Below are 23001 nucleotides of genomic sequence, written 5' to 3'. Positions count from 1 at the left end.
ACGAAGTGTTGACAAACTATCCACTCTCCTCAAATTATTCTAGCTGGTATCAATTTCTCCAAGTGGTCTGACCACGAACACTACTACTATAATAATCGAAGTGTAGGGAAATTGTCCATTATATTTTCACAACGACATTTTCTTCACCGACAATTTCACGAAGTGTTCCTAAGCATTCTTCACTTGGATGAATTGATAAACTCCGAGACAATTGTACCATTTTATGTTCTTTTTCATAATAAATTAGTACTTTCGCAAAACCTGAATAGTCAAACAATACTTTTGTAACCTGATTTAAAAGCTTTTTCTCATACTGAGATGGCAATTTCACGTAAACAGATGCGTCTTTCTTTTCTTCATAAACACCCATTTCCTCTAACGGATAGAGTCCATTTACAATCCATTGCAGCTTATGATTTCTTAGCTCAATCGTACCGTCAACTAAAACAATTGCCCCTTCCTGTAACTTGTCTGAGAAATGTATATACGTTTCTGGGAAAACAACCGCTTCCATTTCATCATTTTGATCACAAAATGTAATAAACGCCATCTTTTGCAACTTTTTCGTACGAATCACTCTCACACTTGTTATATACACGATAGCCCTTTGCACTTTTTTCTTATGTCGCATCGCCTGAGCAAGAGATGGGATTTCCAATTCTTTTCCTAACTTCACATACTGCGCTGTCGGATAACTAGATAAATAAAAACCGAGCGCTTCCTTCTCTTTATTTAACTGTTCAATAAAGGATAGCTCTTCTCCTTGTACGTATTTTGATTTTGGAACAGCATCTCCTAAATCACGTGCAAGATTGGCGTACTCTAACGCTCCTTTAAGACTTTTCCATAAATTCGTTCTCGAAATACCAAAATCGTCAAAACATCCAGACCAGACGAAAGCCTCTAAATTTCGCTCTGTTACAAATTTTGATGGCATACGAAGACAAAATTCAAATAAATCCTCGAACATTTTTTTCTCGCGTTCTTCGAGTAACGCCGTCACTGTAGCCATTCCGATATTCCGAATCGAAAGTAAACTATATCGAATCGCATTCCCTTCTATTTGGAAGTTGTAACCACTTCTCTGAAGAGACGGCGGTAAAACGTGAAAACCTTTCCGCTTCGTTTCTCGTACATACTGCACAATCTTATCTTCATTTCCAATTGCACTTGATAATAACGCAGTCATAAATTCCAGCGTATAATTTGCTTTTAAATATGCAAGCTGATATCCGATCATACTGTAAGCTACAGCGTGACTTCGGTTAAAACCGTAATTCGCAAATCTTACAATTAAATCGTAAATTTGTTCTGAAGATGTCTCGTCGTATCCATTTTCCAAACAACCTTGAACAAAATGTTTACGTTCTTGATCTAAAATATCACGATTCTTTTTACTCACTGCACGGCGCAGTAAATCCGCTTCTCCAAGCGAAAAGCCAGCTAACTTAGATGCGATTTGCATAATTTGCTCTTGGTATACAATTACGCCGTATGTTCTTTCTAAAATCGGCTTTAAATCCGGATGTAAATATTCAATGCTTCTTTTTCCGTGCTTTGATTCTATAAAGGTTGGAATTTGTTCCATCGGTCCTGGTCTGTATAACGAGTTAACAGCGACTATGTCTTCAAATTCATTCGGTTTTAGCCCGCGAAGTACATTTCGCATACCACCTGATTCAAGCTGGAATACACCTGTTGTATCCCCTCTGCCTAACAATTGGAATGTCTTTTCGTCTTGAAGAGGTAAATTTCTTATATCAATTTGTGTCCCCGTTTTTCCCACGATAAACTTTATAATATTTTCAAGTAACGTTAAATTACGTAATCCTAAAAAGTCCATCTTTAACAATCCAAGTTCTTCTAATGCATCAGCAGGATATTGCGTAACATAAACATCGTTATGCCCTTCTTGAATTGCTATACTTCCTGTTAACGGTTCTTGACTCATAATAACGCCAGCTGCATGGATAGATGTATGGCGTGGTAAGCCTTCTACACGCTTCGCAATTTCAAACACACGCTCATGCAAGAGATTTCCTTGAATAAACTCACGAAGCGATTGTGATTCTTCATAAGCATCTTTTAAAGTTATACCAAGCTTTGACGGGATAAGTTTTGAAAATATATCAATATCTCGCGGCGGCAGCCCCATTACACGTGCAATGTCTCTAATTGCTGCTTTCGCCGCAAGCGTACCAAACGTTACAATTTGCGCAACACGAAGCTGCCCATATTTATCTTTCACATATCGAATCATCTCATCACGTCTTATATCTGGAAAATCGATATCAATATCCGGAAGTGTCACACGTTCGGGATTTAAAAATCTTTCAAATAATAAATCGTATTCAATCGGATCAATATCCGTAATTTCCAATACGTAAGAAACGAGCGAACCAGCTGCCGATCCACGTCCCGGTCCTGTTAAAATATGATTTTCATGTGCATATTTCATAAAGTCCCACACAATAAGGAAATAATCACTAAACCCCATACGAGAAATAACATTTAATTCATGATTCAAACGCCGTACATGTACTTCTTTCGGCACACCATATCGTTTCTGCAAGCCATCTTCACAAACACGGCGCAAGTACATATCACTCGTTTCATTAGATGAAACAGGAAACTTCGGTAGTTGGTTCACATGGAAAGGAATTTCCACTTGGCAATGCTCCGCGATTTTCAATGTGTTTTGAATCGCTTCCGGAGCATGAGAAAATAGTGCTTCCATTTCATCCGATGACTTTAAATAATACTGATCCGTTTTCATTCTCGGCCTATCTGGATCAGTCATTTTCGTTCCAGCCTCAACAGATAATAAACATTCATGAACAAGTGCATCACTTTGATTAATGTAGCGCACATCATTTGTTGCAACGACTGGAACGTTTACCTTATTAATAAATTCAGGCAGTTTTTCTTGTAATAGCAGTTCATCTTGAATCGCATGATGCTGCAAACTCATATAAAAATTACCGAACATATTTTGATACGTGCGGGCTACTTCTTCAGCCTGACTCTCTTTGTCTTCCAATAATAACTGTTCAATTTCCCCATCTTTCCCTGGTGAAATCGCAATTAATCCTTTCGCATAATGAGCCAGCCACTTCTTCGGAATACCTTCCTTTGACTTCGTCATAATACTGCTAGAAATCTTTAATAAATTTTGATAGCCTCTTTCATTCTCAGCAAGTAAGACAAGTGGATAAGCCCTTTCTTCTTCTTCACTAAAAATAGAAGCTGTTAAACCGATAATAGGCTGTATACCATGGTTCTTGCATGCTTTATAAAACGGAATAACTCCATACATGACATTTTCATCCGTAATAGCCAGCGACGAAAATCCAAGCTCTTTCGCCCGTATAACAAGCTCTTCAATTTTACAAGCACTTTTTAATAAACTAAAAACGGTTTGACATTGTAAATGCACAAACTTCACTGTTGTACCCTCTCTTTACCTATTTGACTACTTTTATTATAGGTGATGAGGAAAGCGGAAATCAAAACATACTTCTCATACTTTGTCCATATATATGAAGAAGAAAGGGGAATGACGATGGATGTAAGAGAACATACTTTTTTCTCTCTGCTTATTATTAGTTACTTTATTGCCTTTGGAGTTATACTTGGTGGTTCATTAATTGGCGGATTTGGTGCATTTCTCATCGGAAAACCAGCTCTAACTTATATTAGTCAATTTGCCCAAAATTTAAGAATTTGGGCACTCGTTGCAGCAATTGGTGGAACGTTCGATACCTTTTATAGCTTTGAAAGAAGCTTCTTTGGCGGAGATATGAAAGATATCGTAAAACAAATTCTCCTTATTTTTTTCGCAACTGGTGGTATGCAAACTGGTCTTATTATTATTAAATGGCTTACACAGGAACATGTATGAGGGTACCAAGTGCCAATACAGCCAAAAGGTGGTATTTAGTTTTAGCTGGTGCTGCTGTTGGAGGAGTGTTGAGCTGGTTTATTTTTTTGTACATATACGGTGTTTTTCAGCAGGAGCAAGCTAGTAAAATAGCAGAACAAAAAGAAATTATCGAAAAACAAGAAGCAAAACTCCACGTCCTTCTCGAAGACCAAGAGAAATTGAACACAGAAAATAAACGGCTCTTAACAATTCAAGAAATCAAAATAAAAATTATAAATCGAAAAAAATATGATTTAGACAATCTTACACTTGAAAACATGACCACTTCTATCCATAATGATCTCCAGCATCTTTTAACGAAAAACATTCAAAGCATCGCAAAAAATAAAGACCTACTCAAAAAAGTCATCGAAAATAAAACGTACAAACATTACGATCGTATATACCGCTTTAAAGTAGATACAGTCTCTTTTGATACCGTACTTGAAATTAGTATTGATATAGAGAAAGAAAAATAAAAGATACCTCCATCTTATCGACATGCACTATTCGATAGATAGAGGTATCTTTTTAATCTATTTCATCCGAATATACTTTTATTAACATTTTAATAAAAGTATATTGATACTAATTCATTAACTTTTCTATACATCTTTCACACGATTCAAATATATGTCAAACCTTGTCCCTACTCCCACTTCGCTCTCAACCTCTATCTTCCCATTGTGATTGTGTATAATTTCTCTACATAAAGAAATACCTAATCCCGTCCCCTCCTCTTTCGTTGTGAAGAAAGGAGTATACAAATTAGAGAGAACTGCGTCATCCATTCCCTTTCCATTATCAATTATACTAATCTTTATATATTCACTTGTTTGAATTACCTTTATACAAATATACCCTTCATTCTTGTTGGGACTATCTTCAATTGCTTCAACACTATTTTTAAGTAAGTTGAGGAACACTTGCTTTATCTCCTGAGAATCCATCTGCGTAGTGCAATTTGGCTCCAATTGTTCAAGATTTATCATTATTTGAATATTCCTTAACAAAGCTTCACTTTGTATCAGTGCATCAATTTCTGCAAAAAAACTTTTCAAGTATACTTTCTTTTTAGAGGATTCGTTGAATTTAGCAGCAGTCAAAAAATTTTCAATAATATGGTTCGCACGATTCACCTCAGAAATAACCATTTCCGCATAATCCTTTTTATCGATTCTTTCCAAATCTTTATGTAATAATTGCATAAAACCTTTTATAATCGTTAAAGGATTTCGTACTTCATGAGCAATCCCAGCAGCGAATCTTCCCACTAAACATAATCTTTCTTGATGAAAAATAATATTTTTCAAATGAGCGATTTGCTCTTCAGCTTCTTGGTATTTTTTTTTCATACTTTCTACTTGAGGAGGTATGTGGTCTGGAAATGGTGATGTTTTCTCCGTAAATGAAGTTGTTTTGTTCATGGTATTATTTTTCCTTCGAAATCGATGTCTAAAGTTATGACGCATAAACATTCCCCCATCAAATTAATAGTTCCAAGTGAGTGTTGATTTATATTGGTGAGCTTCTTCACCATTAAAACATAAAAAAGACGTTTTTGGGAATTTTTTATTATTTTATCAAATTAATTCCATATAAAGCAAAAAATCTTAATTTAATGATACTTAGATATAAAAACAAAGAAGGAGGGCTTCAGCATCCCTCCTTCTTTTCGTTTTAACATATACTCTCTTATTTACAAATCTCACGTAAATCAGCAAATAGACGCTCCGCTTCTTCCCAAGAAGATGCTTTTGCACCAGAAGCCATCGGATGTCCTCCGCCATTATATTGCATTGCTAATTTATTAATAACTGGTCCTTTTGAACGAAGACGAACACGGATAACATCGTCTTCCTCTAAAAATAGAACCCAGGCCTTTAATCCGTCAATATTACCAAGCGCCCCGACAACACCAGATGCTTCAGAAGGAAGTACATCAAACTCTTCTAGTACCTCTTTCGTTAATTTAATGTACGCTGCGCCTTCTTCTACCATCGTAAAGTTTTGTAAAATATAACCGTTTAAACGAGCAATCTTTTCTTTTGTCTTATACATTTCATTGTATAAATCCGTAAATTTAACATCCATTTCAACAAGTTCACTTACGTAACGAAGCGTTTTTGCTGTTGTATTCGGGAATAAGAAACGACCTGTATCTCCAACAATACCCGCTAAAATAAGGCGAGCTGCTTCTGTTGTCACCTTTAATCCTTTATTTTTCCCATAACTGTAAAACTCATAAATCATTTCACTTGTAGAACTAGCTGTCGTATCCACCCACGTAATATCTCCGTACGGGTCTTCATTCGGATGATGATCAATTTTAATTAACATCTTTCCTTTTGCATAACGCTGATCACAAACACGCTCTTGATTTGCTGTATCACAAACGATAACAAGTGCATCTTCATATACACTATCTTCAATATCATCCATTACTCGTAAAAACGATAAAGAAGGCTCGTTGTACCCAACCATATAAATACTTTTCTCTGGAAACGATTCTTGCAGAATTGTACCAAGTCCGCACTGAGAACCTAACGCATCTGGATCCGGACGTACATGACGATGAATAATAATTGTATCAAACTCTTTAATTGCTCCTAAAATTTGCTCATGCATATGTATAATCTCCTTTTTATTCAACTTCTTCACTTTATCCCGCGTTAACTGCACGTAAAAGCCCGATTGGTGAGGATTAATAATTAGTGCGTGGGATCTCCTCACACAAATTAAAGTTTCACTTTATCCCCCATTATAACGGAAAACATTTCATACATGCGAACAATTGCTTTATAATAAAAATTAGAAAGTTTAGATTTTTCTTTTTTCTAAATTGTTATTTTTATACCAATCGATGGGAGCGTGTATTATGCCAGTATTCGTCTTTTGTATTATCATCTCATTTGTTTTGTACCTCTTCTACAAAACAAAATTCTTTCGTACAAACCGTCCAATGGAGAAGGGGTGGCTCTCAGGAAAATCCGCAATGGCACTCGGCTTATTCGTCCTATTCTTTGGGATAAACCAATTTTTTTTAGACCTTTCAACTGCCCGCATTATCGTTGGTGTTTTGTTTATTTTACTTGGCAGCGCGAGTACATTTAATGGCTTCCACCAATATAAACACTTTCTACCATTAGCAGTCAAAGAAGCCGAATCTTATAAAACAACGTAAAAAAAGCATCAATATTGTGATGCTTTTTTACGTCCCTTAACTTTCAAAATCATACTTGCAACAAACGCAGACGGTATATTAAATAGATTGCCTTGCACATGAAAATGTAATTGCTCTTCTTCAAAAGACATCTGTTTGTATAGTTCTTGCTGAGATAATCCTGTTCGTTTCTTTTTTTCATTTAATCCTTGTAAGTATAAGTATTGAATTGGTATCATCACAAGAAAGTAAAAGAGTGCGATACCACCAAAAAAGAGTACTTCTGATGACATGTTGCATACCACCTTCCCGAAATCCATTTCCTTACAATACAACTATAACATAGTATACAATCTAAATGAATCAATATTCTGTCTTTTTCATTTTTACCTTTCCATTAGTTTTCCTACTCTACCTTATACATATTCCGCTAAAACTCACTCGCATCTTTTTTTGTTGGTTTCCAAACTTAAACCAACAAAAAAAGATGGAACAAACCAAAACGATTTGTTCCATCTTTTTATTTATCGATTAACTGCACCATAAGCAATGCTTTCCCAACGACATTACCTTCATGATGCACTTCTACATCAACCTTACCAAATTTACGGCCAATTTCTAATACTTTCGGATGAACCGATACAACATTATCAATTTGAACCGGTTTTACAAAATAAATTGTTAAATTCTCAACAATTGAATCGCTCTTCTTCTGCGCACGAATAACACGGTTCGTTGCTTCCGTCACAATTGTTGTGAATACACCGTAAGATAATGTCCCTATTGAATTGGTCATTTGTGGTGTCACTGAAAATTGATACAAATGCTCATTTTTTGCTTCTTTCGGCGTCATAAATTGATTCGTTACAATATCATCAATCGTTTCACCAACTTGTGGTTGACGCTGAATCATTTGCAGCGCCTGAAGTACATCTTGACGACTAATGATGCCTTGTAATTTATTTCCATCCTCCACAACAGGAAGTAATTCAATACCTTCCCATACCATCATACGTGCTGCAGCTGCGACAGACATCTTTCCATTTACCGTAATTGGATGTTTCGTCATCACTTTATCAATCGGTGTATCTTTCGCAACACCAATCATATCTTTCGAAGTTACGATACCTAACACCTTTTTATTTTCATCCACAATTGGATAACGTCCATGCATCGTCTCTTCATTGTACTCATGCCATTTCTGCACTGTATCACTTGGCTTTAAATATAACGTTTCTTCAATCGGTGTTAAAATATCTTCAACAAGTACAATTTCTTTCTTAATAAGTTGATCATAAATTGCACGGTTAATTAACGTTGCGACCGTAAATGTATCATAGCTACTCGAAATAATTGGAAGCTTTAATTCATCTGCTAACTTTTTCACATGCTCTTCCGTATCAAATCCACCTGTAATTAATACAGCAGCCCCTGTTTCTAATGCTAATTGATGTGCATTCGTACGGTTCCCGATGATAAGCAAGTTCCCCGCTTCTGTATAGCGCATCATCGCTTCTAATTTCATAGCCCCAATAACGAATTTATTTAGCGTTTTATGTAGCCCTTCTCTGCCCCCAAGTACTTGGCCATCGACAATGTTAACGACTTCTGCATATGTCAGTTTTTCGATATTCTCTTTCTTCTTTTGCTCAATTCGAATTGTTCCGACACGTTCAATTGTACTAACATACCCTTTATTTTCTGCATCTTTAATCGCACGGTAAGCTGTCCCTTCACTTACACTTAAATCTTTCGCAATTTGCCTTACAGAAATTTTATGCCCTACCGGTAGGCTATTAATATGTTCTAAAATTTGATTATGTTTGGTAGCCAAATGGTTTCACCATACTTTCTTTTCCCTAAATTCTTCATGTGTTGTATTTTCAGTATACTATATTTTCAAAACTGTTACACTCTCTCTTTGTATATCTGTACTATTTTTTTTATAACAAAATACTCCTTACATTACATCAGTCATTCTATTACAACAATGTAATGGTATTGTCATCTCGTTCGATAGTTTGTCCATTCGATTCCCTATACAATTAAGACAAGAAATGAAACAAAGGAGCGAATACATGATGAAAAAAATTTTAGAGGTTGTAGGTGCTGTATTTTTAGCTTTCGTAGACGGGAAAAAAGTTGCAATGGAGTTGAATGAAACACCCGAACAGCCATTTCCAAAAAGAAAAGAATCACCAAAACAAGCGCAAACTTTAAAAGCTGTACTACACACGTAAAAAACCCTTCACTTGTCATTTCAAATGAAGGGCTTCTTTTTTATAGTGTAATACTTTCTCCAGCTTCTAATACTTTCCCTGTACAATTTTGTAGCTTTTCTACAAATTGATATGGATCTTGTTCAATAACTGGGAACGTATTGTAATGCATCGGTACAACCGTTTTAGCACCAATCCATTTTGCTGCTAGCACAGCATCTTCTGGTCCCATTGTGAAATTATCACCAATTGGTAAAAATGCTACATCTATATCATTTAGTTCTCCAATTAATTTCATATCAGAGAATAGAGCCGTATCTCCCGCATGATATACCGTTTTCTCTTCTGCTGTAAACAAAATACCAGCTGGCATACCTGTATATGTAATCGTCTTATTTTCTTCATCAATATAACTAGAGCCGTGGAATGCTTGCGTCAATTTCACTTTTCCAAAGCCAAATTCATGTGAACCTCCAATATGCATTGGATGTGTATTTACACCTTGCCATCCTAAAAATGTCGCTAATTCAAACGGTGCCACAACAACCGCATTATTTTTCTTTGCTAACGCTACTGTATCCCCGACATGATCACCGTGTCCGTGCGATAAAATAATCGCATCAACTTTTACATCTTCAGCCTTTAAATCTGTTTTCGGATTTCCCGTTAAAAATGGGTCAATTAAAATAACTTTCCCATTCGTTTCAATCTTTACAACTGAATGCCCGTGATAAGATACTTTCATTATTACATTCCTCCCTTATTCACATTCTCACTTTTTATTCTACATGATTTTTCAATTACCTGTCTTTTCTAACATCTATTTACTTGTCATAACGCTTTCCTCCGATGTAAAGTTATATTTGTAATTAAATATCTCGGGGGTGCCAATCGATGAATGCTAGATTAGAAAATTTAATGCAATGGCTAAAAGAAAAAAACGTAGAAGCTGCGTTCTTAACTTCTACACCAAACGTTTTCTACATGACAAACTTCCACTGTGAACCACATGAAAGACTACTTGGTATGTTTGTATTCCAAGAAAAAGAACCTATTTTAATTTGTCCTAAAATGGAAGAAGGCCAAGCTCGTAACGCTGGCTGGGCACATGAAATTATCGGATTTACTGATACTGACAGACCATGGGATATGATTGCAAAAGCAATTAAAGATCGTGGTATTGATGCAAATGCAGTTGCAATTGAAAAAGAGCATTTAAACGTAGAGCGCTACGAAGAGTTAACGAAATTATTCCCGAAAGCGGCTTTCAAATCAGCTGAAGAAAAAGTTCGTGAGCTTCGCTTAATTAAAGATGAAAAAGAACTTTCTATTTTACGTGAAGCAGCTAAAATGGCAGATTATGCTGTTGAAGTTGGTGTAAATGCAATTAAAGAAAATCGTAGTGAGCTAGAAGTATTAGCAATTATTGAGCATGAATTAAAAACAAAAGGCATCCATAAAATGTCATTCGATACGATGGTATTAGCAGGCGCAAACTCTGCTCTTCCACACGGTATTCCAGGTGCAAACAAAATGAAACGCGGCGATTTCGTACTATTTGATTTAGGTGTAATCATTGAAGGTTATTGCTCTGACATTACGCGTACAGTAGCATTTGGTGATATTTCTGAAGAACAAACTCGCATTTACAACACTGTACTTACTGGACAACTACAAGCAGTTGAAGCATGTAAACCAGGCGTTACATTTGGTGCAATCGACAACGCTGCTCGCTCTGTTATCGCAGATGCAGGTTACGGAGACTTCTTCCCACACCGCCTTGGTCACGGACTTGGAATTAGCGTACACGAATATCCAGATGTAAAAGAAGGCAATGAGTCTCTATTAAAAGAAGGTATGGTCTTCACAATCGAGCCAGGTATTTACGTACCAAACGTAGGCGGTGTTCGTATTGAAGATGATATTTACATCACAAAAGACGGATCAGAAATTTTAACGAAGTTCCCGAAAGAATTACAATTTGTGAAATAAGAAAAAAGGTAGCGTAATCGCTACCTTTTTATTAAAGAAGGCCACTCAAAAAGTGCCTTCTTCTATTTCACTAATATTTAATTGAAATTTCACAATCCAGACTGAGAAAAGATGGACAAGAATCGCAAACGCCATACACGCTCCACTCAAAAAGGTTAATATAGGATGCGCATACACATGCCCCAACCCATAAGACGCTCCTACGAAAAACAATGTTATGTAAATATATATTGCTCCATGTATTTGCCTCATATAAACCTCCTTTTCCCATATTATAACATAAACTTTCTGATTATTCACATTAATTACTTGTAATCAATATTTCTCAACTGTTACACCTCTAACAGCAGCCTTAATATATGGTGCTCCTTGTAAACTTTGTAAATCCTCTGTTTTTCCTGTTACGACTACTCCGTATATTGGTAGATCTTTTGATTCGAAGTTTTTCATTTCATTATAGTTTTCCCTAAAATATTCTTGATATCCCCCTTTATTTTCACTTAAAGATTTCATAGATCCAATAAACTCCATAGAGTTTATTTTAATATCCTCGTACTCATCTTTCTTTCTATCAGCATAACTCCCCTGAAATCCAAACACAGCTTTTGACTTCTCTATTAATAATGTTTCAAACGTATCATGGCTCATCCTGCTCTCCTTTCTATATACTCAACGTTTGAGAGCGTAAAATGTATACAACTTTCCTTTAAATTTTTTTCAAAATAAAAAGCACATCTATTTTGATGCGCTTCTCTCCAACATACTATTCTATTATTTCATCGCTTCCTTCACAACATCTTGAATCATAACAACTTCTGTTTTCATATCAACAGCCGGAGCATCCTCATCAATACATTCATACCAAAACTCCAAATGCTTTTTATCAATTTCATGATGAGAATTTTCGACAAGAGCCCCACCTTCTCCTTGCACAGAATACCAATATAAGTACTCTTCTCCATCTCTTATTTCCCGGAAAATTGTCTCAACGTACATCTTTTCGTCGTTTAGTGTCAAAAGCACTTCTTTCATATTCTCATTAAGAAGCTGCATCCATTCATCTACACGATGACTTTTACCTTGTTTCACTTTAAATCTTGTTAACTCCACATTCATTTTTATTCCCCCGTTTTCTTACGTACAAACAATCTATATTCTATTGGATTATTAAAACTTAATTTACTAGCTAATTTTTGCGAAGGAATATTATCTACATAACAATCCCAGCACGGTGTAATATCATTTTTTATGCAATGTTCAATGAACCGCGTTGCAACAGCTTGGGCTAATCCTTTCTCTTGATATGCTTTATGCGCCACAATATCAATTTCAGCAAACCCATTCCCATTAAATATCGAAACACATTCAGCTACAATCATCCCATCTTGTTCTATACAAAATCCAAAACCACCATTCAAAAACGTTTCTTTTGATCCCCAATATTCTTTATAATACGCCTCTGTAAATTCATTGCTTCGTTCTATATCACTTTTATCAATACGCTTCACTTCATATGTATTTTTGTTTACAACTCGTGTTCTCTCTTCAAAAATTTCTCGTTGAAATTTCATTCGCGGGATGTTCCGAAGTGCATTACTAAAACGCTCTTCTATCATCATTTCCCACTCTTCACTTGAAGTGAACAATGTAAATCTCTTCTCTGTTTTTTCAATAGCCTTTTTTATAAACGAAAATAAATCTTCGTTATAATTTTGATCATCAGTATCACCAAATAAATAATAAATACCATTAACTGTACTAATTAGTCCTGCTGTTAACTTCTCGTTTGCAAAAACCTCACCATCTATCATTTGATCACATACCGCATAAGCAAACGTCGTCGTTCTTGTATGACTTTCTAAAATCGGAAGGATTTTTCTATACTCGGCTACAGATAATTTTTTCATAATTGCTCCACTTTAATCGTATCAACCTCTATATTTTCAAAACAAAGATTTACCGTTCTCTTTAATGCTCTTGTTCTATGAATCGTACATGCTGGAATTAAAATAGAATCATTTGGCTTTAATACTGCTGTTTCTCCATCTTCAAAATCGATAAGTAATTCTCCCTCTAACACAATAAATAATTCATCCGAATTAGAATGATAGTGCCAATCATATTCACCAGTAAATACAGCGATTCGTAAGCAATGACTATTTACATTTGAAACGACAAAGTTCTTATGTTGATCTTGAATGTCCTTCGTTAATTCTATTAAGTTCACAGTTTCCATCTTTCGTCCCACCCTTTCATTAGTCGTTCTCCTGAAAAACTAACTTAGTCTCCACCGCCTCCACAATCTCCTCCACCATCACTCGAACTGCTACAATCGTTACTACTAGAGTCACCAAATCCACTTGATGAGCTTGAGGCGTGTGAAGATTTCCTACTTCTCTTTCTTTTCTTATCTTTGTTACTTTCATGACTTGGCCACACTTTATTAAATAATATAAAGAATAAGACTAATTCTATTGTGAATAGTGTAAAGTCCAAAATGGTTTCAATAATATTGGGTGTTATCCCCAAACTATAAAATAGCTCAAATGAATAAACACACAAAACTACATACAGAGCCATACAAATATACCGAAATGTTTTTTCTATCATAATGACTACTTTTTTTGAAATTGGTATGTTCTGTTCCTGTTTTTTCTTTATGTATTTCTGTCTCCTAGCTTGCTTTTTCTTCCTATTTTTGCTCCCCATCAAATCTCCTCTTTTGACTTTTATTTTTCATTTAATTCCAAATTATCACAAAAAATAACATCATAACAAGCTATATTCTCTCGTAAAGTTTTGTTTACTTTTTGTAAAGTTTTATTTACTTTTTTCCTAAAAATGGATATAATAAATGTAACAAATTTACAAAAAGGAGACTTTGTATATTTGATTAAAAATAAGGTGAAACAATTCCGCGTCGTTAGAGACATCACCCAAGAACAATTAGCTTCCTCTGTTCAAATCACTAGACAATCCCTCATCGCTATCGAGAAGAATAAATACAACCCGAGTTTAGAATTAGCATTGAAATTATGTGAGTTTTTCAACTGTAAAGTAGAAGATTTATTTCAATTAGATAAAACTGGGGAGGAAAAAGAATGAAAAATACTTTTAATCAAGAGTTCATTTCGCATCTTACCATTTTATTGTTAGGTTCAACTTTTCTTTATTTCGATAGTAATGATGAAGAAAAGATTAGTTCTGTCCTTCTATTCGCTGGCGTATACATACTCTTATCCTTAATACTATTAGTAGTGAAACGAATATTCTTTAAGAAAAAAAAGAACGATTCCGAGAAATATCCATTACCTGAGATGGATGAAAGAATCGAGAAGATGAGTTTAAAACTTATGGCGCAAATTTTCGGTCTCTCTCATTTAATCGGTTCTGCGATACTATTTATTTTATATATCACTGACAAAAATTCGATGATACGAGTTGAGTATGCCTTGTATTACTTGTTCGGCATTCTTTTCTTCACAATGATGTTCGGATTGAGAATTGTAAAGAAATTAGATAATTAATTTAAACAAAAAGACCCTTCCTACAAAGGAAAGGTCTTTATTTTATTTCTATTATGATAAAGCAGGAGCTTTTTCAAGAAGCTCTTTCGCATCAGCGTATTGTAAGCCGTGCGCTTCTGCAACTGCTTCGAATGTTACATATCCATCTAATGTGTTAATACCTTTTAATAATGCAGCGTTGCCTAGGCAAGCATCTTTGTAGCCTTTGTTCGCAATTTGTACTGCATATGGTACTGTTACGTTTGTTAATGCAAGAGTTGATGTACGTGGAACCGCACCTGGCATATTAGCAACTGCATAATGAACAACGCCATGTTTTTCGTAAGTTGGGTTGTCATGAGTTGTAATACGGTCAGTTGTTTCGAAAATACCACCTTGGTCAATCGCGATATCTACAACGACAGAACCTGGCTCCATTGATTGAATCATTTCTTCTGTTACAAGTTTTGGCGCTTTTGCACCTGGAATTAATACCGCACCAATAACAAGGTCAGATTCCTTTACAGCTTCTGCAATGTTGTATGGATTAGACATTAACGTCTTTACTTGGTTACCGAAAATATCATCTAGTTGACGAAGACGTTCTGCGCTTAAGTCGATGATTGTTACATCTGCACCTAAACCTACTGCAATCTTCGCTGCGTTTGTACCAGCTTGACCACCGCCGATAATTGTTACTTTTCCGCGTTTCACCCCTGGAACGCCTGCAAGTAAAATACCTTTTCCGCCTTTGTTTTTCTCAAGGAACTGTGCACCGATTTGCGCAGCCATACGACCTGCAACTTCACTCATTGGCGCAAGTAATGGTAATGAACGATTATCTAATTGCACTGTTTCGTATGCAATTGATGCGACTTTGTTATCAATTAATGCTTTCGTTAATTCTGGCTCTGGAGCTAAATGTAAGTATGTGAATAAAATTAAACCTTCGCGGAAATAACCGTATTCACTTGCAACTGGCTCTTTTACCTTCATAACCATATCTTGATTCCATGCTTCTTCAGCAGTTTCAACAAGTTTCGCACCAGCTTGTACGTATTCTTCATCTGTAAAGCCTGATCCTACACCTGCTCCTTTTTGAACAAAAACTTCATGACCATTTTGCACTAAATGTACAGCTCCCGCTGGCGTCATTGCCACGCGGTTTTCATTGTTTTTAATTTCTGTTGGAATACCGATACGCATTATTAGTTCCCCCTTGAGTTATGAAATGACCCCTGAATCATTTTTTAAAGCGCTTTCTACGCTCTTATATTTTAACATAATATCTCAATATTTGACAAAAAATAAGACAAGTTTTCCGATAGATTTAATCTTACATTAAAGGACAGTATTATCCGCACCTTTCAGTATAAAGGATAAACTGTCCAATTATTCGAAACTTCACTTTATTTAATTCTATCGATGTCTATGAATAACATCAACAGCGCCTGTTACTTCAATAATCGTACCAGTAATCATATCAGAATCGTCCTCGCATAAAAACGAAATGGTTCTTGCGATATCTTCGCCTGTTCCAGATCTACCAATTGGTGTGTTACGATCTTTCAGCTGACGTGCTTCTTGAATTGTCGCTTCTTTCATTTCACCAATTATATCACCAGGACATACCATATTCGCAGTAATACCGTATTCAGCTTCTTCGTATGCGACTGTTTTCGTTAAAGAAACAAGGCCGACTTTCGCAGCTGCAAAGGCTGAACGATAAATCCATCCAGGTGCGCTATCTGCCCCTTGAAATCCATAGTTAATAATACGGCCAAATTGCTGGTTTCTCATAATCGGTACGACAAGTTTTAATAACTGAAACACCGCTGTTAAATTACCCTGGATCATTTCATTCCATTCGTCTTCTTCGTAATCGACTAATTTTTTCCTTTCAAATACGTAAGGACCAGCATTATTAATTAAGAAGTCAATTTTGCCAAAACGGCTCATCGCTTCTTCTACTATTTTATGTAAATCTTCCTTTTTCGTGACATCAGCTTGCACGAACTGTAGACGTTCTTCCATATTTTTATATGTTTCTTTCATTGTTTCCATAGCACTTGTATCGCTATGATATGTTACTGTTACTGAATATCCTTTAGCCAATAACTTTTCTGTTACTTGCTTTCCTAAACCTTTCGTACCGGCTGTAATGAGCGCGTGTCTCACAAACATGCCTCCTTTTAAATTGCTATACTCCATATGTAACAAGTTCTCGCTTCAATTACAACTAAAATGAATTAAAGCAAAGTTTTCAAAATTCTGTAACGTTTCCGACAAGCACATTACCAAAATTTGTTTTATAATAAAGTTGTAAACGGTAATAAAAATGATTGGGAGGAATTTACTATGAATAATACATATACAAATATTTTAATTGCGGTAGATGGTTCTAAAGAAGCAGAAAAAGCGTTTAAAAAAGCAATTCAAGTCGCAAAACGAAACAATGCAACATTAACAATTGCTCATATTGTTGATGTAAAAGCATACTCAGCAGTAGAGGCTTATAGCCGCGCGATTGCTGAACGCGCAAATCTATTTGCAGAAGACTTATTAGAAGACTACAAAAAAACTGCGCTTGAAGCTGGCCTTGAAAAAATTGAAACTGTATTAGAATTTGGTAATCCTAAATCTAAAATTTCAAAAGAAATCGCTCCAAACAATAAAGTTGATTTAATTATGTGTGGTGCAACTGGTTTAAATGCTGTAGAACGTTTCCTAATCGGTAGCGTCTCTGAACATATTATTCGCTATGCGAAATGCGATGTCCTTGTTGTTCGTGGTGATGAGGAGCAAGGTGATCTTTAATTCATAAAAATAAATAGGGTAGATAAGAGGCTTTCTCTTATCTACCCTATTTTCATTTATACTTTAGGAATTCTGTAATCCGGATTATGTTGCTCCCAGCCACCTTGTGTATCTACACTCGTATCGCCATCACCATCTACCCATATTGTGCTCCCATCAGGTAAAACTCTTTCATGGGGTGTTACATGATGAGTATTCGGATTTTCTTCCGTTGTATATTCTACATCAGTTGCTTCTGGAGCTGATGCTTGTGCTACACTATCACTTTCTACTCCCTCTGCTATTCCATCCGCACCATCAACTATATCAATAACTCCAACTGTGAAGACGCCTACAGCTGCAACTTTAGCTAATTCTTTTCCTGCTTCTATTGCTTTATCAGTGTCTCCTTCTCGTATCGCTTGCACAGTTTCAACTCCCTTTTCTGAAACATGTACAACTCCGTTTCCAATCGTCCTTGCCGTATCCTGAACCGTTCCAATTATTTCTTCATATCCTCGTTTCGCTTGCTGTTTATCGTCTGTAATGAGTCCACCTATAGCATCATATGTCCCATCAGCAATATTCCCAACAATTTCCCCCGTTTTAACAGTAGCTTTATTAACCCCTTTTCCAACATCCTTTATGAAATTACTGTTCGTAACTTCTCCTACTGCTTCTATCGTACCGCCAACTACTTCAGCTGTAACTTTAGCCGCTGCTCTAGTTACTGATTTAATTAAATTCATATCGTATCCCCTTTTATTCTAAACACAAAATATAATATTATTACGATTTTAATTATATAGTTGTAGCCTATATACCTACAACTTATTTCACAAACTTCACTATAAATACAAGACAAGCAACAACAACGGTAACTGCCAACACCTACTTCAAAGACCATAGTGCCATCATTATCGTCGCAACCGTTAAGTACGTTAGCTTTGCATCTTCTGTCATTTTTTTTACGAAGTAAGAAAACATACAAATAACCGATTGGCGGCGTAATCTTCCATTCCTTTCTCATTTCCTAACATTACATTAACATACATTTTTTAGAAATAGACGGACACAATATGTGTGTTTAGAAAAGGAGGATGCTACATGGATGATTATGAACGTATTATTTTAGATGTGAATGGGAAAGAAATCGAAATGTTAGATACGATTCGCACACATTTTAAAGCGAAACATGGTGTGGAACTAAGTAATGGTGCATTACTTCGAGATTTGATGGATATTGAGTATATTCGAATTACGAAAGATCGACATAAGTATGATTAATCAATGAAGCTTTAAGCCTAGAACATATTGTTCTAGGCTTAATTAAATCTATACGAAAAATGTTATAATTAGGAAAAAAGGTATGGAGGATGCTCTACTATGAAATCTGAAAATATCTCAAAACATTTTCACACATTACATGTACAAAGAAACCAGTTCCTTCCTAAGCTTCATTCACTTTCACATGAACAATTATGGTATAGGAAAGAAGACGGAAAATGGTCTATTGGTGAACACTTTTATCATTTATATTTAATTGCAAGGATGCTAAAAGTAGCGATTAAATTCTCTTTCACTCTTATCCCTTATGCCAAGCTAAGAAAAAACGCCCCATTTGCAACTGACATACATGACATTTATGCCGAATATAAAGAAAAACACGGCAGAGGCATGAAAGCCCCTTGGATTTTAATCCCTTCAAAAAAAGTCTATCACTCTATGAATGTAAACGAATTAGAAGAATTACTTTCACGTGAAACAGATGAAATAAAAAAACTAGTTCAAAATATAGAAGAAAATATCGCAGGGCATATCGTATTTTTAGACCCCATTGCTCACTACCCTAACCTTATTCAATCTATTCAACTATTAGCAATACATGAGAAGCATCATTTTATGATTATGCAAAATAATTATGAAATGATAGATACGTACCTAAAAGTCTAAATACAAAAAGGTAAGGTACTTTTAAAAAAGCACCTTACCTTCTATATCATACATCATTTAACTTCCAACAAACTCTCCAACTAACCCCTTCGCTTTCTCTAAAGCGTTTTGGATTTGTTCAAACCCTGTTCCGCCAGCACTGTTACGGCGCTTTACAGCCGCATACGGTGAAAGAACTTCATACAAATCTTCTTCAAATAACGAGCTCATTTCTTTATACGTTTCAAGTGGTACATCTAATAAATAAATTCCTTTTTGTGTGCAATGTAAAACTAATTTCCCAACAATTTCATGAGCTTGACGGAATGGTAGTCCTTTATTTGCTAAGTAATCAGCAATTTCTGTTGCGTTAGAAAAATCTTGCGTCACAGCTTGCCCCATTTTTTCTTTGTTTACAGTCATCGTTTCTAGCATGCCTGCCATAATATGAAGACATCCTTCTACTGTTTTTACTGTATCAAACATTCCTTCTTTATCTTCTTGTAAATCTTTATTGTAAGCGAGTGGTAATCCTTTCATCACTGTAAGTAAACTGAATAAATTACCGTATACTCTGCCCGTTTTGCCGCGGATCAGTTCCGCCATATCTGGATTTTTCTTTTGCGGCATAATACTGCTTCCAGTTGCGTATTGATCGCTCATTTCAATAAATTGAAACTCTTGGCTACTCCATAAAATAAGTTCTTCGCAAAAGCGTGATAAGTGCATCATAAGCATAGATGAGTTACTTAAAAACTCCAGTATGAAATCACGATCGCTTACCGCATCTAAACTATTTTCATAGATTCCATTAAATCCAAGAAGCTCCGCACTATATTCTCGATCAATCGGGAATGTTGTACCAGCTAGTGCTCCTGCTCCTAATGGTGAAATGTTAATACGCTTTAACGAATCTTCATAACGATTCACATCGCGCTCTAACATCCAAAAGTAAGCAAGAATATGGTGCGCAAATGAAATCGGCTGCGCACGCTGCAAGTGCGTATATCCCGGCATAATGGTTTCAATATTATTTTCAGCTTGATGAATAAGAACAGTTTGCAATTGTTTTGTAGCTTTTATAATATCTTCTACTTTTTCTTTTAAATACAAGTGCATATCTGTCGCTACTTGATCGTTACGGCTTCGGCCTGTATGAAGTTTCCCTCCTACTTCACCGATTTTTTCAATTAACATCTTTTCAATATTTAAATGAATGTCCTCCGCTTCGACTGAGAAATTCAATTTATTTTGTTTCGCTTCCTCTAATAAATATTGAAGCCCTATCTTTATTTTCTCTGCTTCTTCTTTCGTAACGATGCCTTGCTTTGCTAACATCGTAACGTGTGCGATACTACCTTTTATATCTTGATTAACCAATTGCTTATCAAAGGAAATAGAAGCTCCGAATTCTTCTACCCATGCTTCCGCTTCTTCTGTAAAACGTCCGCCCCAAAGTTTGCTCACGCTTCCACCTTCTTTTGATTCACTTGGCTGTATACTTTTGTAGGTAAACCGAATAATGAAATGAAACCAACTGCTGCATCATGATTAAATTCATCCTGGGCAGTATACGTTGCAAGTTTTTCATCATATAAAGAGTACTCAGATTTACGTCCTTCTACAATCGCATGACCTTTAAATAATTTCACACGCACTGTACCTGTTACATTCTTTTGCGTTTCTTGTAAGAAAGCATTGAGTGCTTGTTTTAAAGGTGAGAACCATAAACCGTTATAAATTAATTCTGTTAGTTTTTGCTCAATCATCGGTTTGAAATGAGCGACCTCTTTCACAAGTGTTAAATCTTCAAGTTCTTTATGCGCTTTTATTAATGTCATTGCCGCTGGGCATTCGTACACTTCACGAGATTTAATACCGACAAGGCGATTTTCTACATGATCAATACGTCCAACCCCATGTTTTCCAGCAAGTGCATTTAACGTTTTAATTAATTCCGAAAGTGGATATGCAGTACCATTTAAAGTAGTCGGTACGCCTGCTTCAAATCCGATTTCTACAAACTCTGGTTTATTCGGTGTATCTTCTAATGCCAATGTCATCTCATATGCATCTTCTGGCGGCGCTGCCCACGGATCTTCTAAAATTCCACATTCGTTGCTGCGTCCCCATAAGTTTTGATCGATTGAAAACGGGCTATCTAAATTAATTGGAATCGGTATATCCTTTTCTTTTGCGTATGCGATTTCTTCTTCACGTGACCATTTCCATTCACGTACAGGCGCAATAACTTCTAAATATGGATTCAGCGCTTGAATAGAAACTTCAAAACGAACTTGGTCATTCCCTTTCCCTGTACATCCATGTGCAACTGCGCTTGCGCCTTCCTGTTCTGCAATTTCTACTAATTTTTTCGCAATAAGCGGGCGCGATAATGCAGAGACAAGAGGGTATTTCCCTTCGTATAACGTGTGAGCTTGCATCGCTATCAATGCATATTCATTCGCAAATTCTTCTTGAACATCAATCATATATGATTTAATTGCACCTACTGAAAGTGCTTTTTCTTTTACAAACGCTAAGTCTTTACCTTCCCCTAGATCTAAGCAAAGCGCGATAATATCATAATTCTTTTCTTGTAACCATTTAATTGCAACGGAAGTATCAAGACCTCCGGAATATGCTAATACAACTTTTTTCTTCTCCATTTTTGCATCCCCCTAAAGAATAAATATTCATTTTCTTTTATAATAATTCACACTTTAACACCTTTTACAAAATGTATCAATAGTCATTTTCAAATTTTTTCAAACAATTTCGTCGAACTTCTTTCTTTTTTTATGTAAAATAGAGGCAGGAAAATGGAGGGCTGTCTATGGAAAAGTATTTTATATACAATGAGCATCTAGGAATTGCAGTGCCGAACATACAAGAAGAATGGGAAGACATCTCTGAACAAGCGCAGCACGCTATTTTATTAAAATGGGAGCAAATTCGCGGAAAAATACCCGATCGTATAAAAGAACTTGAACATTACATTAATCAAAAACAATATCGTTTAAATAACGAAGAGAATTTTGAAATTTCCTGTAGGCTTAATTCTGAAATTGCTGATCTTGCTTCAATTATTAATGACCTTTGGCTTTGGTATCGTCTTACCCAAAACGTATCTGAGGGAAAAACACACCAATGAAAAAAGCATGCCCCTCGAGTACTTTGGGTCATGCTTTTTTGTCGTAACAAGCTTTGCAATATATTTCTTGCGCCGTTTTTGCCAAACATACATCAAACGGGCCAACTAACAAGTTTTTTTCTTTCGGCAACTTCACAAACGCAACAAGTTCTTCTTCATATTCAATCTTTCTTTGACATGAAATACATTTTAATTCTTTTCTTTTAAACATATCCTTGAACATACACTCCTCACCTTTCATCTATTTATATTAATATACTCTCATGACAATTAAATTTTGTAAAAAAATTACACATCACAAAATAAGCCATTTATAT

General features: G+C 35.7%; 28 protein-coding genes and 1 pseudogene. 11 read left to right on the top strand and 18 right to left on the bottom strand.

Annotated features, from left to right (window positions below; translation table 11 throughout):
• Positions 1-118: 118 nt before the first annotated feature.
• Positions 119-3445 (bottom strand): DNA polymerase III subunit alpha, encoded by a 3327-nt coding sequence (gene dnaE, locus KI356_RS14270; RefSeq protein ID WP_212935719.1) that lies wholly within the window; start codon positions 3443-3445, stop codon positions 119-121.
• Positions 3446-3487: 42 nt separating this feature from the next.
• On the opposite strand from dnaE, the gene KI356_RS14265 reads away from it, so the two are divergent.
• Positions 3488-3901, top strand: coding sequence for a YtrH family sporulation protein (locus KI356_RS14265; protein ID WP_078172708.1), 414 nt, complete (start codon positions 3488-3490; stop codon positions 3899-3901).
• Positions 3898-4401: a sporulation membrane protein YtrI gene (ytrI, locus tag KI356_RS14260; RefSeq protein WP_128280752.1), complete on the top strand. Its 504-nt coding sequence runs from the start codon at positions 3898-3900 to the stop codon at positions 4399-4401. The genes KI356_RS14265 and ytrI overlap by 4 nt, the downstream gene beginning before the upstream one ends.
• A gap of 126 nt (positions 4402-4527) precedes the next feature.
• On the opposite strand, the gene KI356_RS14255 is transcribed toward ytrI, so the two are convergent.
• Both KI356_RS14255 and KI356_RS14250 read right to left on the bottom strand, forming a co-directional pair.
• Entirely contained in the window at positions 4528-5349 is an 822-nt protein-coding gene (locus tag KI356_RS14255; protein ID WP_212935718.1) for a two-component system sensor histidine kinase NtrB, read from the bottom strand.
• A gap of 268 nt (positions 5350-5617) precedes the next feature.
• The gene (locus tag KI356_RS14250; protein WP_212935717.1) at positions 5618-6550 is read right to left on the bottom strand and encodes a DHH family phosphoesterase; all 933 of its coding nucleotides are present in this window, start codon (positions 6548-6550) and stop codon (positions 5618-5620) included.
• A gap of 250 nt (positions 6551-6800) precedes the next feature.
• Between KI356_RS14250 and KI356_RS14245 the strand changes: the two genes are divergently transcribed.
• Complete coding sequence (locus KI356_RS14245; RefSeq protein ID WP_212935716.1) at positions 6801-7106, top strand: YtpI family protein; 306 nt, start codon at positions 6801-6803, stop codon at positions 7104-7106.
• Positions 7107-7114: 8 nt separating this feature from the next.
• Here the strand turns inward: KI356_RS14245 and KI356_RS14240 are convergent, their stop codons facing one another.
• Both KI356_RS14240 and KI356_RS14235 read right to left on the bottom strand, forming a co-directional pair.
• Positions 7115-7378 (bottom strand): DUF3949 domain-containing protein, encoded by a 264-nt coding sequence (locus KI356_RS14240; RefSeq protein WP_212935715.1) that lies wholly within the window; start codon positions 7376-7378, stop codon positions 7115-7117.
• Positions 7379-7605: 227 nt separating this feature from the next.
• Positions 7606-8919 (bottom strand): CBS domain-containing protein, encoded by a 1314-nt coding sequence (locus KI356_RS14235; protein WP_105586813.1) that lies wholly within the window; start codon positions 8917-8919, stop codon positions 7606-7608.
• Positions 8920-9163: 244 nt separating this feature from the next.
• On the opposite strand from KI356_RS14235, the gene KI356_RS14230 reads away from it, so the two are divergent.
• A complete protein-coding gene (locus KI356_RS14230; protein WP_212935714.1) occupies positions 9164-9325 on the top strand; it encodes a hypothetical protein in 162 nt (53 codons plus the stop codon).
• A gap of 40 nt (positions 9326-9365) precedes the next feature.
• Here KI356_RS14230 and KI356_RS14225 read toward each other — a convergent pair whose 3' ends face one another.
• Positions 9366-10049 carry a metal-dependent hydrolase gene (locus tag KI356_RS14225; protein WP_002122995.1) on the bottom strand — a complete coding sequence of 228 codons (684 nt, stop codon included), beginning with the start codon at positions 10047-10049 and terminating at the stop codon, positions 9366-9368.
• Positions 10050-10198: 149 nt separating this feature from the next.
• Between KI356_RS14225 and pepQ the strand changes: the two genes are divergently transcribed.
• Positions 10199-11296: a Xaa-Pro dipeptidase gene (gene pepQ / locus KI356_RS14220; protein ID WP_002122997.1), complete on the top strand. Its 1098-nt coding sequence runs from the start codon at positions 10199-10201 to the stop codon at positions 11294-11296.
• A gap of 45 nt (positions 11297-11341) precedes the next feature.
• Here the strand turns inward: pepQ and KI356_RS14215 are convergent, their stop codons facing one another.
• The 6 genes and pseudogenes from KI356_RS14215 to KI356_RS14190 form a co-directional block, all read right to left on the bottom strand.
• Positions 11342-11548, bottom strand: a complete 207-nt coding sequence (locus KI356_RS14215; RefSeq protein WP_002122998.1) for a hypothetical protein — start codon at positions 11546-11548, stop codon at positions 11342-11344.
• A gap of 63 nt (positions 11549-11611) precedes the next feature.
• Positions 11612-11905 (bottom strand): annotated as a pseudogene (locus tag KI356_RS14210) (anti sigma factor C-terminal domain-containing protein); the annotation flags it as partial.
• Between the two features lie 162 nt (positions 11906-12067).
• Complete coding sequence (locus tag KI356_RS14205; protein ID WP_212935713.1) at positions 12068-12412, bottom strand: DUF6176 family protein; 345 nt, start codon at positions 12410-12412, stop codon at positions 12068-12070.
• A 2-nt stretch (positions 12413-12414) separates the two neighbouring features.
• Entirely contained in the window at positions 12415-13203 is a 789-nt protein-coding gene (locus KI356_RS14200) for a GNAT family N-acetyltransferase (protein WP_128280745.1), read from the bottom strand.
• Positions 13200-13532 (bottom strand): cupin domain-containing protein, encoded by a 333-nt coding sequence (locus KI356_RS14195; protein ID WP_016085977.1) that lies wholly within the window; start codon positions 13530-13532, stop codon positions 13200-13202. The genes KI356_RS14200 and KI356_RS14195 overlap by 4 nt, the downstream gene beginning before the upstream one ends.
• A gap of 44 nt (positions 13533-13576) precedes the next feature.
• Complete coding sequence (locus KI356_RS14190) at positions 13577-14005, bottom strand: YxzE family protein (protein WP_212935712.1); 429 nt, start codon at positions 14003-14005, stop codon at positions 13577-13579.
• Positions 14006-14137: 132 nt separating this feature from the next.
• Between KI356_RS14190 and KI356_RS14185 the strand changes: the two genes are divergently transcribed.
• Together KI356_RS14185 and KI356_RS14180 are read left to right on the top strand one after the other, a co-directional pair.
• On the top strand, positions 14138-14401 hold the full coding sequence (locus tag KI356_RS14185) for a helix-turn-helix transcriptional regulator (RefSeq protein ID WP_002003636.1): 264 nt from the start codon (positions 14138-14140) through the stop codon (positions 14399-14401).
• Positions 14398-14823, top strand: coding sequence for a hypothetical protein (locus tag KI356_RS14180; RefSeq protein ID WP_212935711.1), 426 nt, complete (start codon positions 14398-14400; stop codon positions 14821-14823). Before KI356_RS14185 ends, KI356_RS14180 begins: the two co-directional genes overlap by 4 nt.
• A 51-nt stretch (positions 14824-14874) precedes the next feature.
• Here the strand turns inward: KI356_RS14180 and ald are convergent, their stop codons facing one another.
• Positions 14875-16008 (bottom strand): alanine dehydrogenase, encoded by a 1134-nt coding sequence (gene ald, locus KI356_RS14175; protein ID WP_128280742.1) that lies wholly within the window; start codon positions 16006-16008, stop codon positions 14875-14877.
• Positions 16009-16221: 213 nt separating this feature from the next.
• Complete coding sequence (locus KI356_RS14170; protein WP_212935710.1) at positions 16222-17013, bottom strand: SDR family oxidoreductase; 792 nt, start codon at positions 17011-17013, stop codon at positions 16222-16224.
• A 147-nt stretch (positions 17014-17160) separates the two neighbouring features.
• On the opposite strand from KI356_RS14170, the gene KI356_RS14165 reads away from it, so the two are divergent.
• Positions 17161-17619 carry a universal stress protein gene (locus KI356_RS14165; RefSeq protein ID WP_001066674.1) on the top strand — a complete coding sequence of 153 codons (459 nt, stop codon included), beginning with the start codon at positions 17161-17163 and terminating at the stop codon, positions 17617-17619.
• Between the two features lie 56 nt (positions 17620-17675).
• Here the strand turns inward: KI356_RS14165 and KI356_RS14160 are convergent, their stop codons facing one another.
• Positions 17676-18347, bottom strand: coding sequence for a hypothetical protein (locus tag KI356_RS14160; protein WP_128280740.1), 672 nt, complete (start codon positions 18345-18347; stop codon positions 17676-17678).
• Between the two features lie 358 nt (positions 18348-18705).
• Between KI356_RS14160 and KI356_RS14155 the strand changes: the two genes are divergently transcribed.
• Positions 18706-18885 (top strand): ProA domain protein, encoded by a 180-nt coding sequence (locus KI356_RS14155; protein WP_128280739.1) that lies wholly within the window; start codon positions 18706-18708, stop codon positions 18883-18885.
• Positions 18886-18984: 99 nt separating this feature from the next.
• Entirely contained in the window at positions 18985-19551 is a 567-nt protein-coding gene (locus tag KI356_RS14150) for a DinB family protein (protein ID WP_212935709.1), read from the top strand.
• A gap of 57 nt (positions 19552-19608) precedes the next feature.
• Here the strand turns inward: KI356_RS14150 and argH are convergent, their stop codons facing one another.
• Together argH and KI356_RS14140 are read right to left on the bottom strand one after the other, a co-directional pair.
• A complete protein-coding gene (gene argH / locus KI356_RS14145) occupies positions 19609-20997 on the bottom strand; it encodes an argininosuccinate lyase (RefSeq protein WP_212935708.1) in 1389 nt (462 codons plus the stop codon).
• Complete coding sequence (locus KI356_RS14140) at positions 20994-22199, bottom strand: argininosuccinate synthase (protein WP_128280736.1); 1206 nt, start codon at positions 22197-22199, stop codon at positions 20994-20996. The genes argH and KI356_RS14140 overlap by 4 nt, the downstream gene beginning before the upstream one ends.
• A 167-nt stretch (positions 22200-22366) precedes the next feature.
• Between KI356_RS14140 and KI356_RS14135 the strand changes: the two genes are divergently transcribed.
• The gene (locus tag KI356_RS14135; protein WP_128281303.1) at positions 22367-22684 is read left to right on the top strand and encodes a radical SAM protein; all 318 of its coding nucleotides are present in this window, start codon (positions 22367-22369) and stop codon (positions 22682-22684) included.
• 28 nt (positions 22685-22712) lie between these two features.
• On the opposite strand, the gene KI356_RS14130 is transcribed toward KI356_RS14135, so the two are convergent.
• On the bottom strand, positions 22713-22907 hold the full coding sequence (locus KI356_RS14130; RefSeq protein WP_128280735.1) for a hypothetical protein: 195 nt from the start codon (positions 22905-22907) through the stop codon (positions 22713-22715).
• Positions 22908-23001 lie beyond the last annotated feature (94 nt).

Origin of the sequence: Bacillus hominis, assembly GCF_018332515.1 — a bacterium.
GTDB lineage: Bacteria > Bacillota > Bacilli > Bacillales > Bacillaceae_G > Bacillus_A > Bacillus_A hominis.
Note: the sequence above shows the minus strand (reverse complement) of the source record. Positions and strands in the feature narration are given on the sequence as shown.

Bases quoted from the DNA above. Each gene is read 5' to 3' on its own strand.
- KI356_RS14190 (WP_212935712.1), bottom strand. From the start codon at position 14,005: ATGGGGAGCAAAAATAGGAAGAAAAAGCAAGCTAGGAGACAGAAATAC.
- KI356_RS14150 (WP_212935709.1), top strand. From the start codon at position 18,985: ATGAAATCTGAAAATATCTCAAAACATTTTCACACATTACATGTACAA.
- KI356_RS14165 (WP_001066674.1), top strand. From the start codon at position 17,161: ATGAATAATACATATACAAATATTTTAATTGCGGTAGATGGTTCTAAA.
- KI356_RS14225 (WP_002122995.1), bottom strand. From the start codon at position 10,049: ATGAAAGTATCTTATCACGGGCATTCAGTTGTAAAGATTGAAACGAAT.
- KI356_RS14160 (WP_128280740.1), bottom strand. From the start codon at position 18,347: ATGAATTTAATTAAATCAGTAACTAGAGCAGCGGCTAAAGTTACAGCT.
- KI356_RS14200 (WP_128280745.1), bottom strand. From the start codon at position 13,203: ATGAAAAAATTATCTGTAGCCGAGTATAGAAAAATCCTTCCGATTTTA.
- ytrI (WP_128280752.1), top strand. From the start codon at position 3,898: ATGAGGGTACCAAGTGCCAATACAGCCAAAAGGTGGTATTTAGTTTTA.
- ald (WP_128280742.1), bottom strand. From the start codon at position 16,008: ATGCGTATCGGTATTCCAACAGAAATTAAAAACAATGAAAACCGCGTG.
- KI356_RS14135 (WP_128281303.1), top strand. From the start codon at position 22,367: ATGGAAAAGTATTTTATATACAATGAGCATCTAGGAATTGCAGTGCCG.
- KI356_RS14195 (WP_016085977.1), bottom strand. From the start codon at position 13,532: ATGGAAACTGTGAACTTAATAGAATTAACGAAGGACATTCAAGATCAA.
- KI356_RS14255 (WP_212935718.1), bottom strand. From the start codon at position 5,349: ATGAACAAAACAACTTCATTTACGGAGAAAACATCACCATTTCCAGAC.
- KI356_RS14170 (WP_212935710.1), bottom strand. From the start codon at position 17,013: ATGGAGTATAGCAATTTAAAAGGAGGCATGTTTGTGAGACACGCGCTC.
- pepQ (WP_002122997.1), top strand. From the start codon at position 10,199: ATGAATGCTAGATTAGAAAATTTAATGCAATGGCTAAAAGAAAAAAAC.
- KI356_RS14185 (WP_002003636.1), top strand. From the start codon at position 14,138: ATGGATATAATAAATGTAACAAATTTACAAAAAGGAGACTTTGTATAT.
- KI356_RS14130 (WP_128280735.1), bottom strand. From the start codon at position 22,907: ATGTTCAAGGATATGTTTAAAAGAAAAGAATTAAAATGTATTTCATGT.
- KI356_RS14140 (WP_128280736.1), bottom strand. From the start codon at position 22,199: ATGGAGAAGAAAAAAGTTGTATTAGCATATTCCGGAGGTCTTGATACT.
- KI356_RS14205 (WP_212935713.1), bottom strand. From the start codon at position 12,412: ATGAATGTGGAGTTAACAAGATTTAAAGTGAAACAAGGTAAAAGTCAT.
- KI356_RS14155 (WP_128280739.1), top strand. From the start codon at position 18,706: ATGGATGATTATGAACGTATTATTTTAGATGTGAATGGGAAAGAAATC.
- KI356_RS14230 (WP_212935714.1), top strand. From the start codon at position 9,164: ATGATGAAAAAAATTTTAGAGGTTGTAGGTGCTGTATTTTTAGCTTTC.
- KI356_RS14250 (WP_212935717.1), bottom strand. From the start codon at position 6,550: ATGCATGAGCAAATTTTAGGAGCAATTAAAGAGTTTGATACAATTATT.
- KI356_RS14240 (WP_212935715.1), bottom strand. From the start codon at position 7,378: ATGTCATCAGAAGTACTCTTTTTTGGTGGTATCGCACTCTTTTACTTT.
- KI356_RS14245 (WP_212935716.1), top strand. From the start codon at position 6,801: ATGCCAGTATTCGTCTTTTGTATTATCATCTCATTTGTTTTGTACCTC.
- KI356_RS14180 (WP_212935711.1), top strand. From the start codon at position 14,398: ATGAAAAATACTTTTAATCAAGAGTTCATTTCGCATCTTACCATTTTA.
- KI356_RS14215 (WP_002122998.1), bottom strand. From the start codon at position 11,548: ATGAGGCAAATACATGGAGCAATATATATTTACATAACATTGTTTTTC.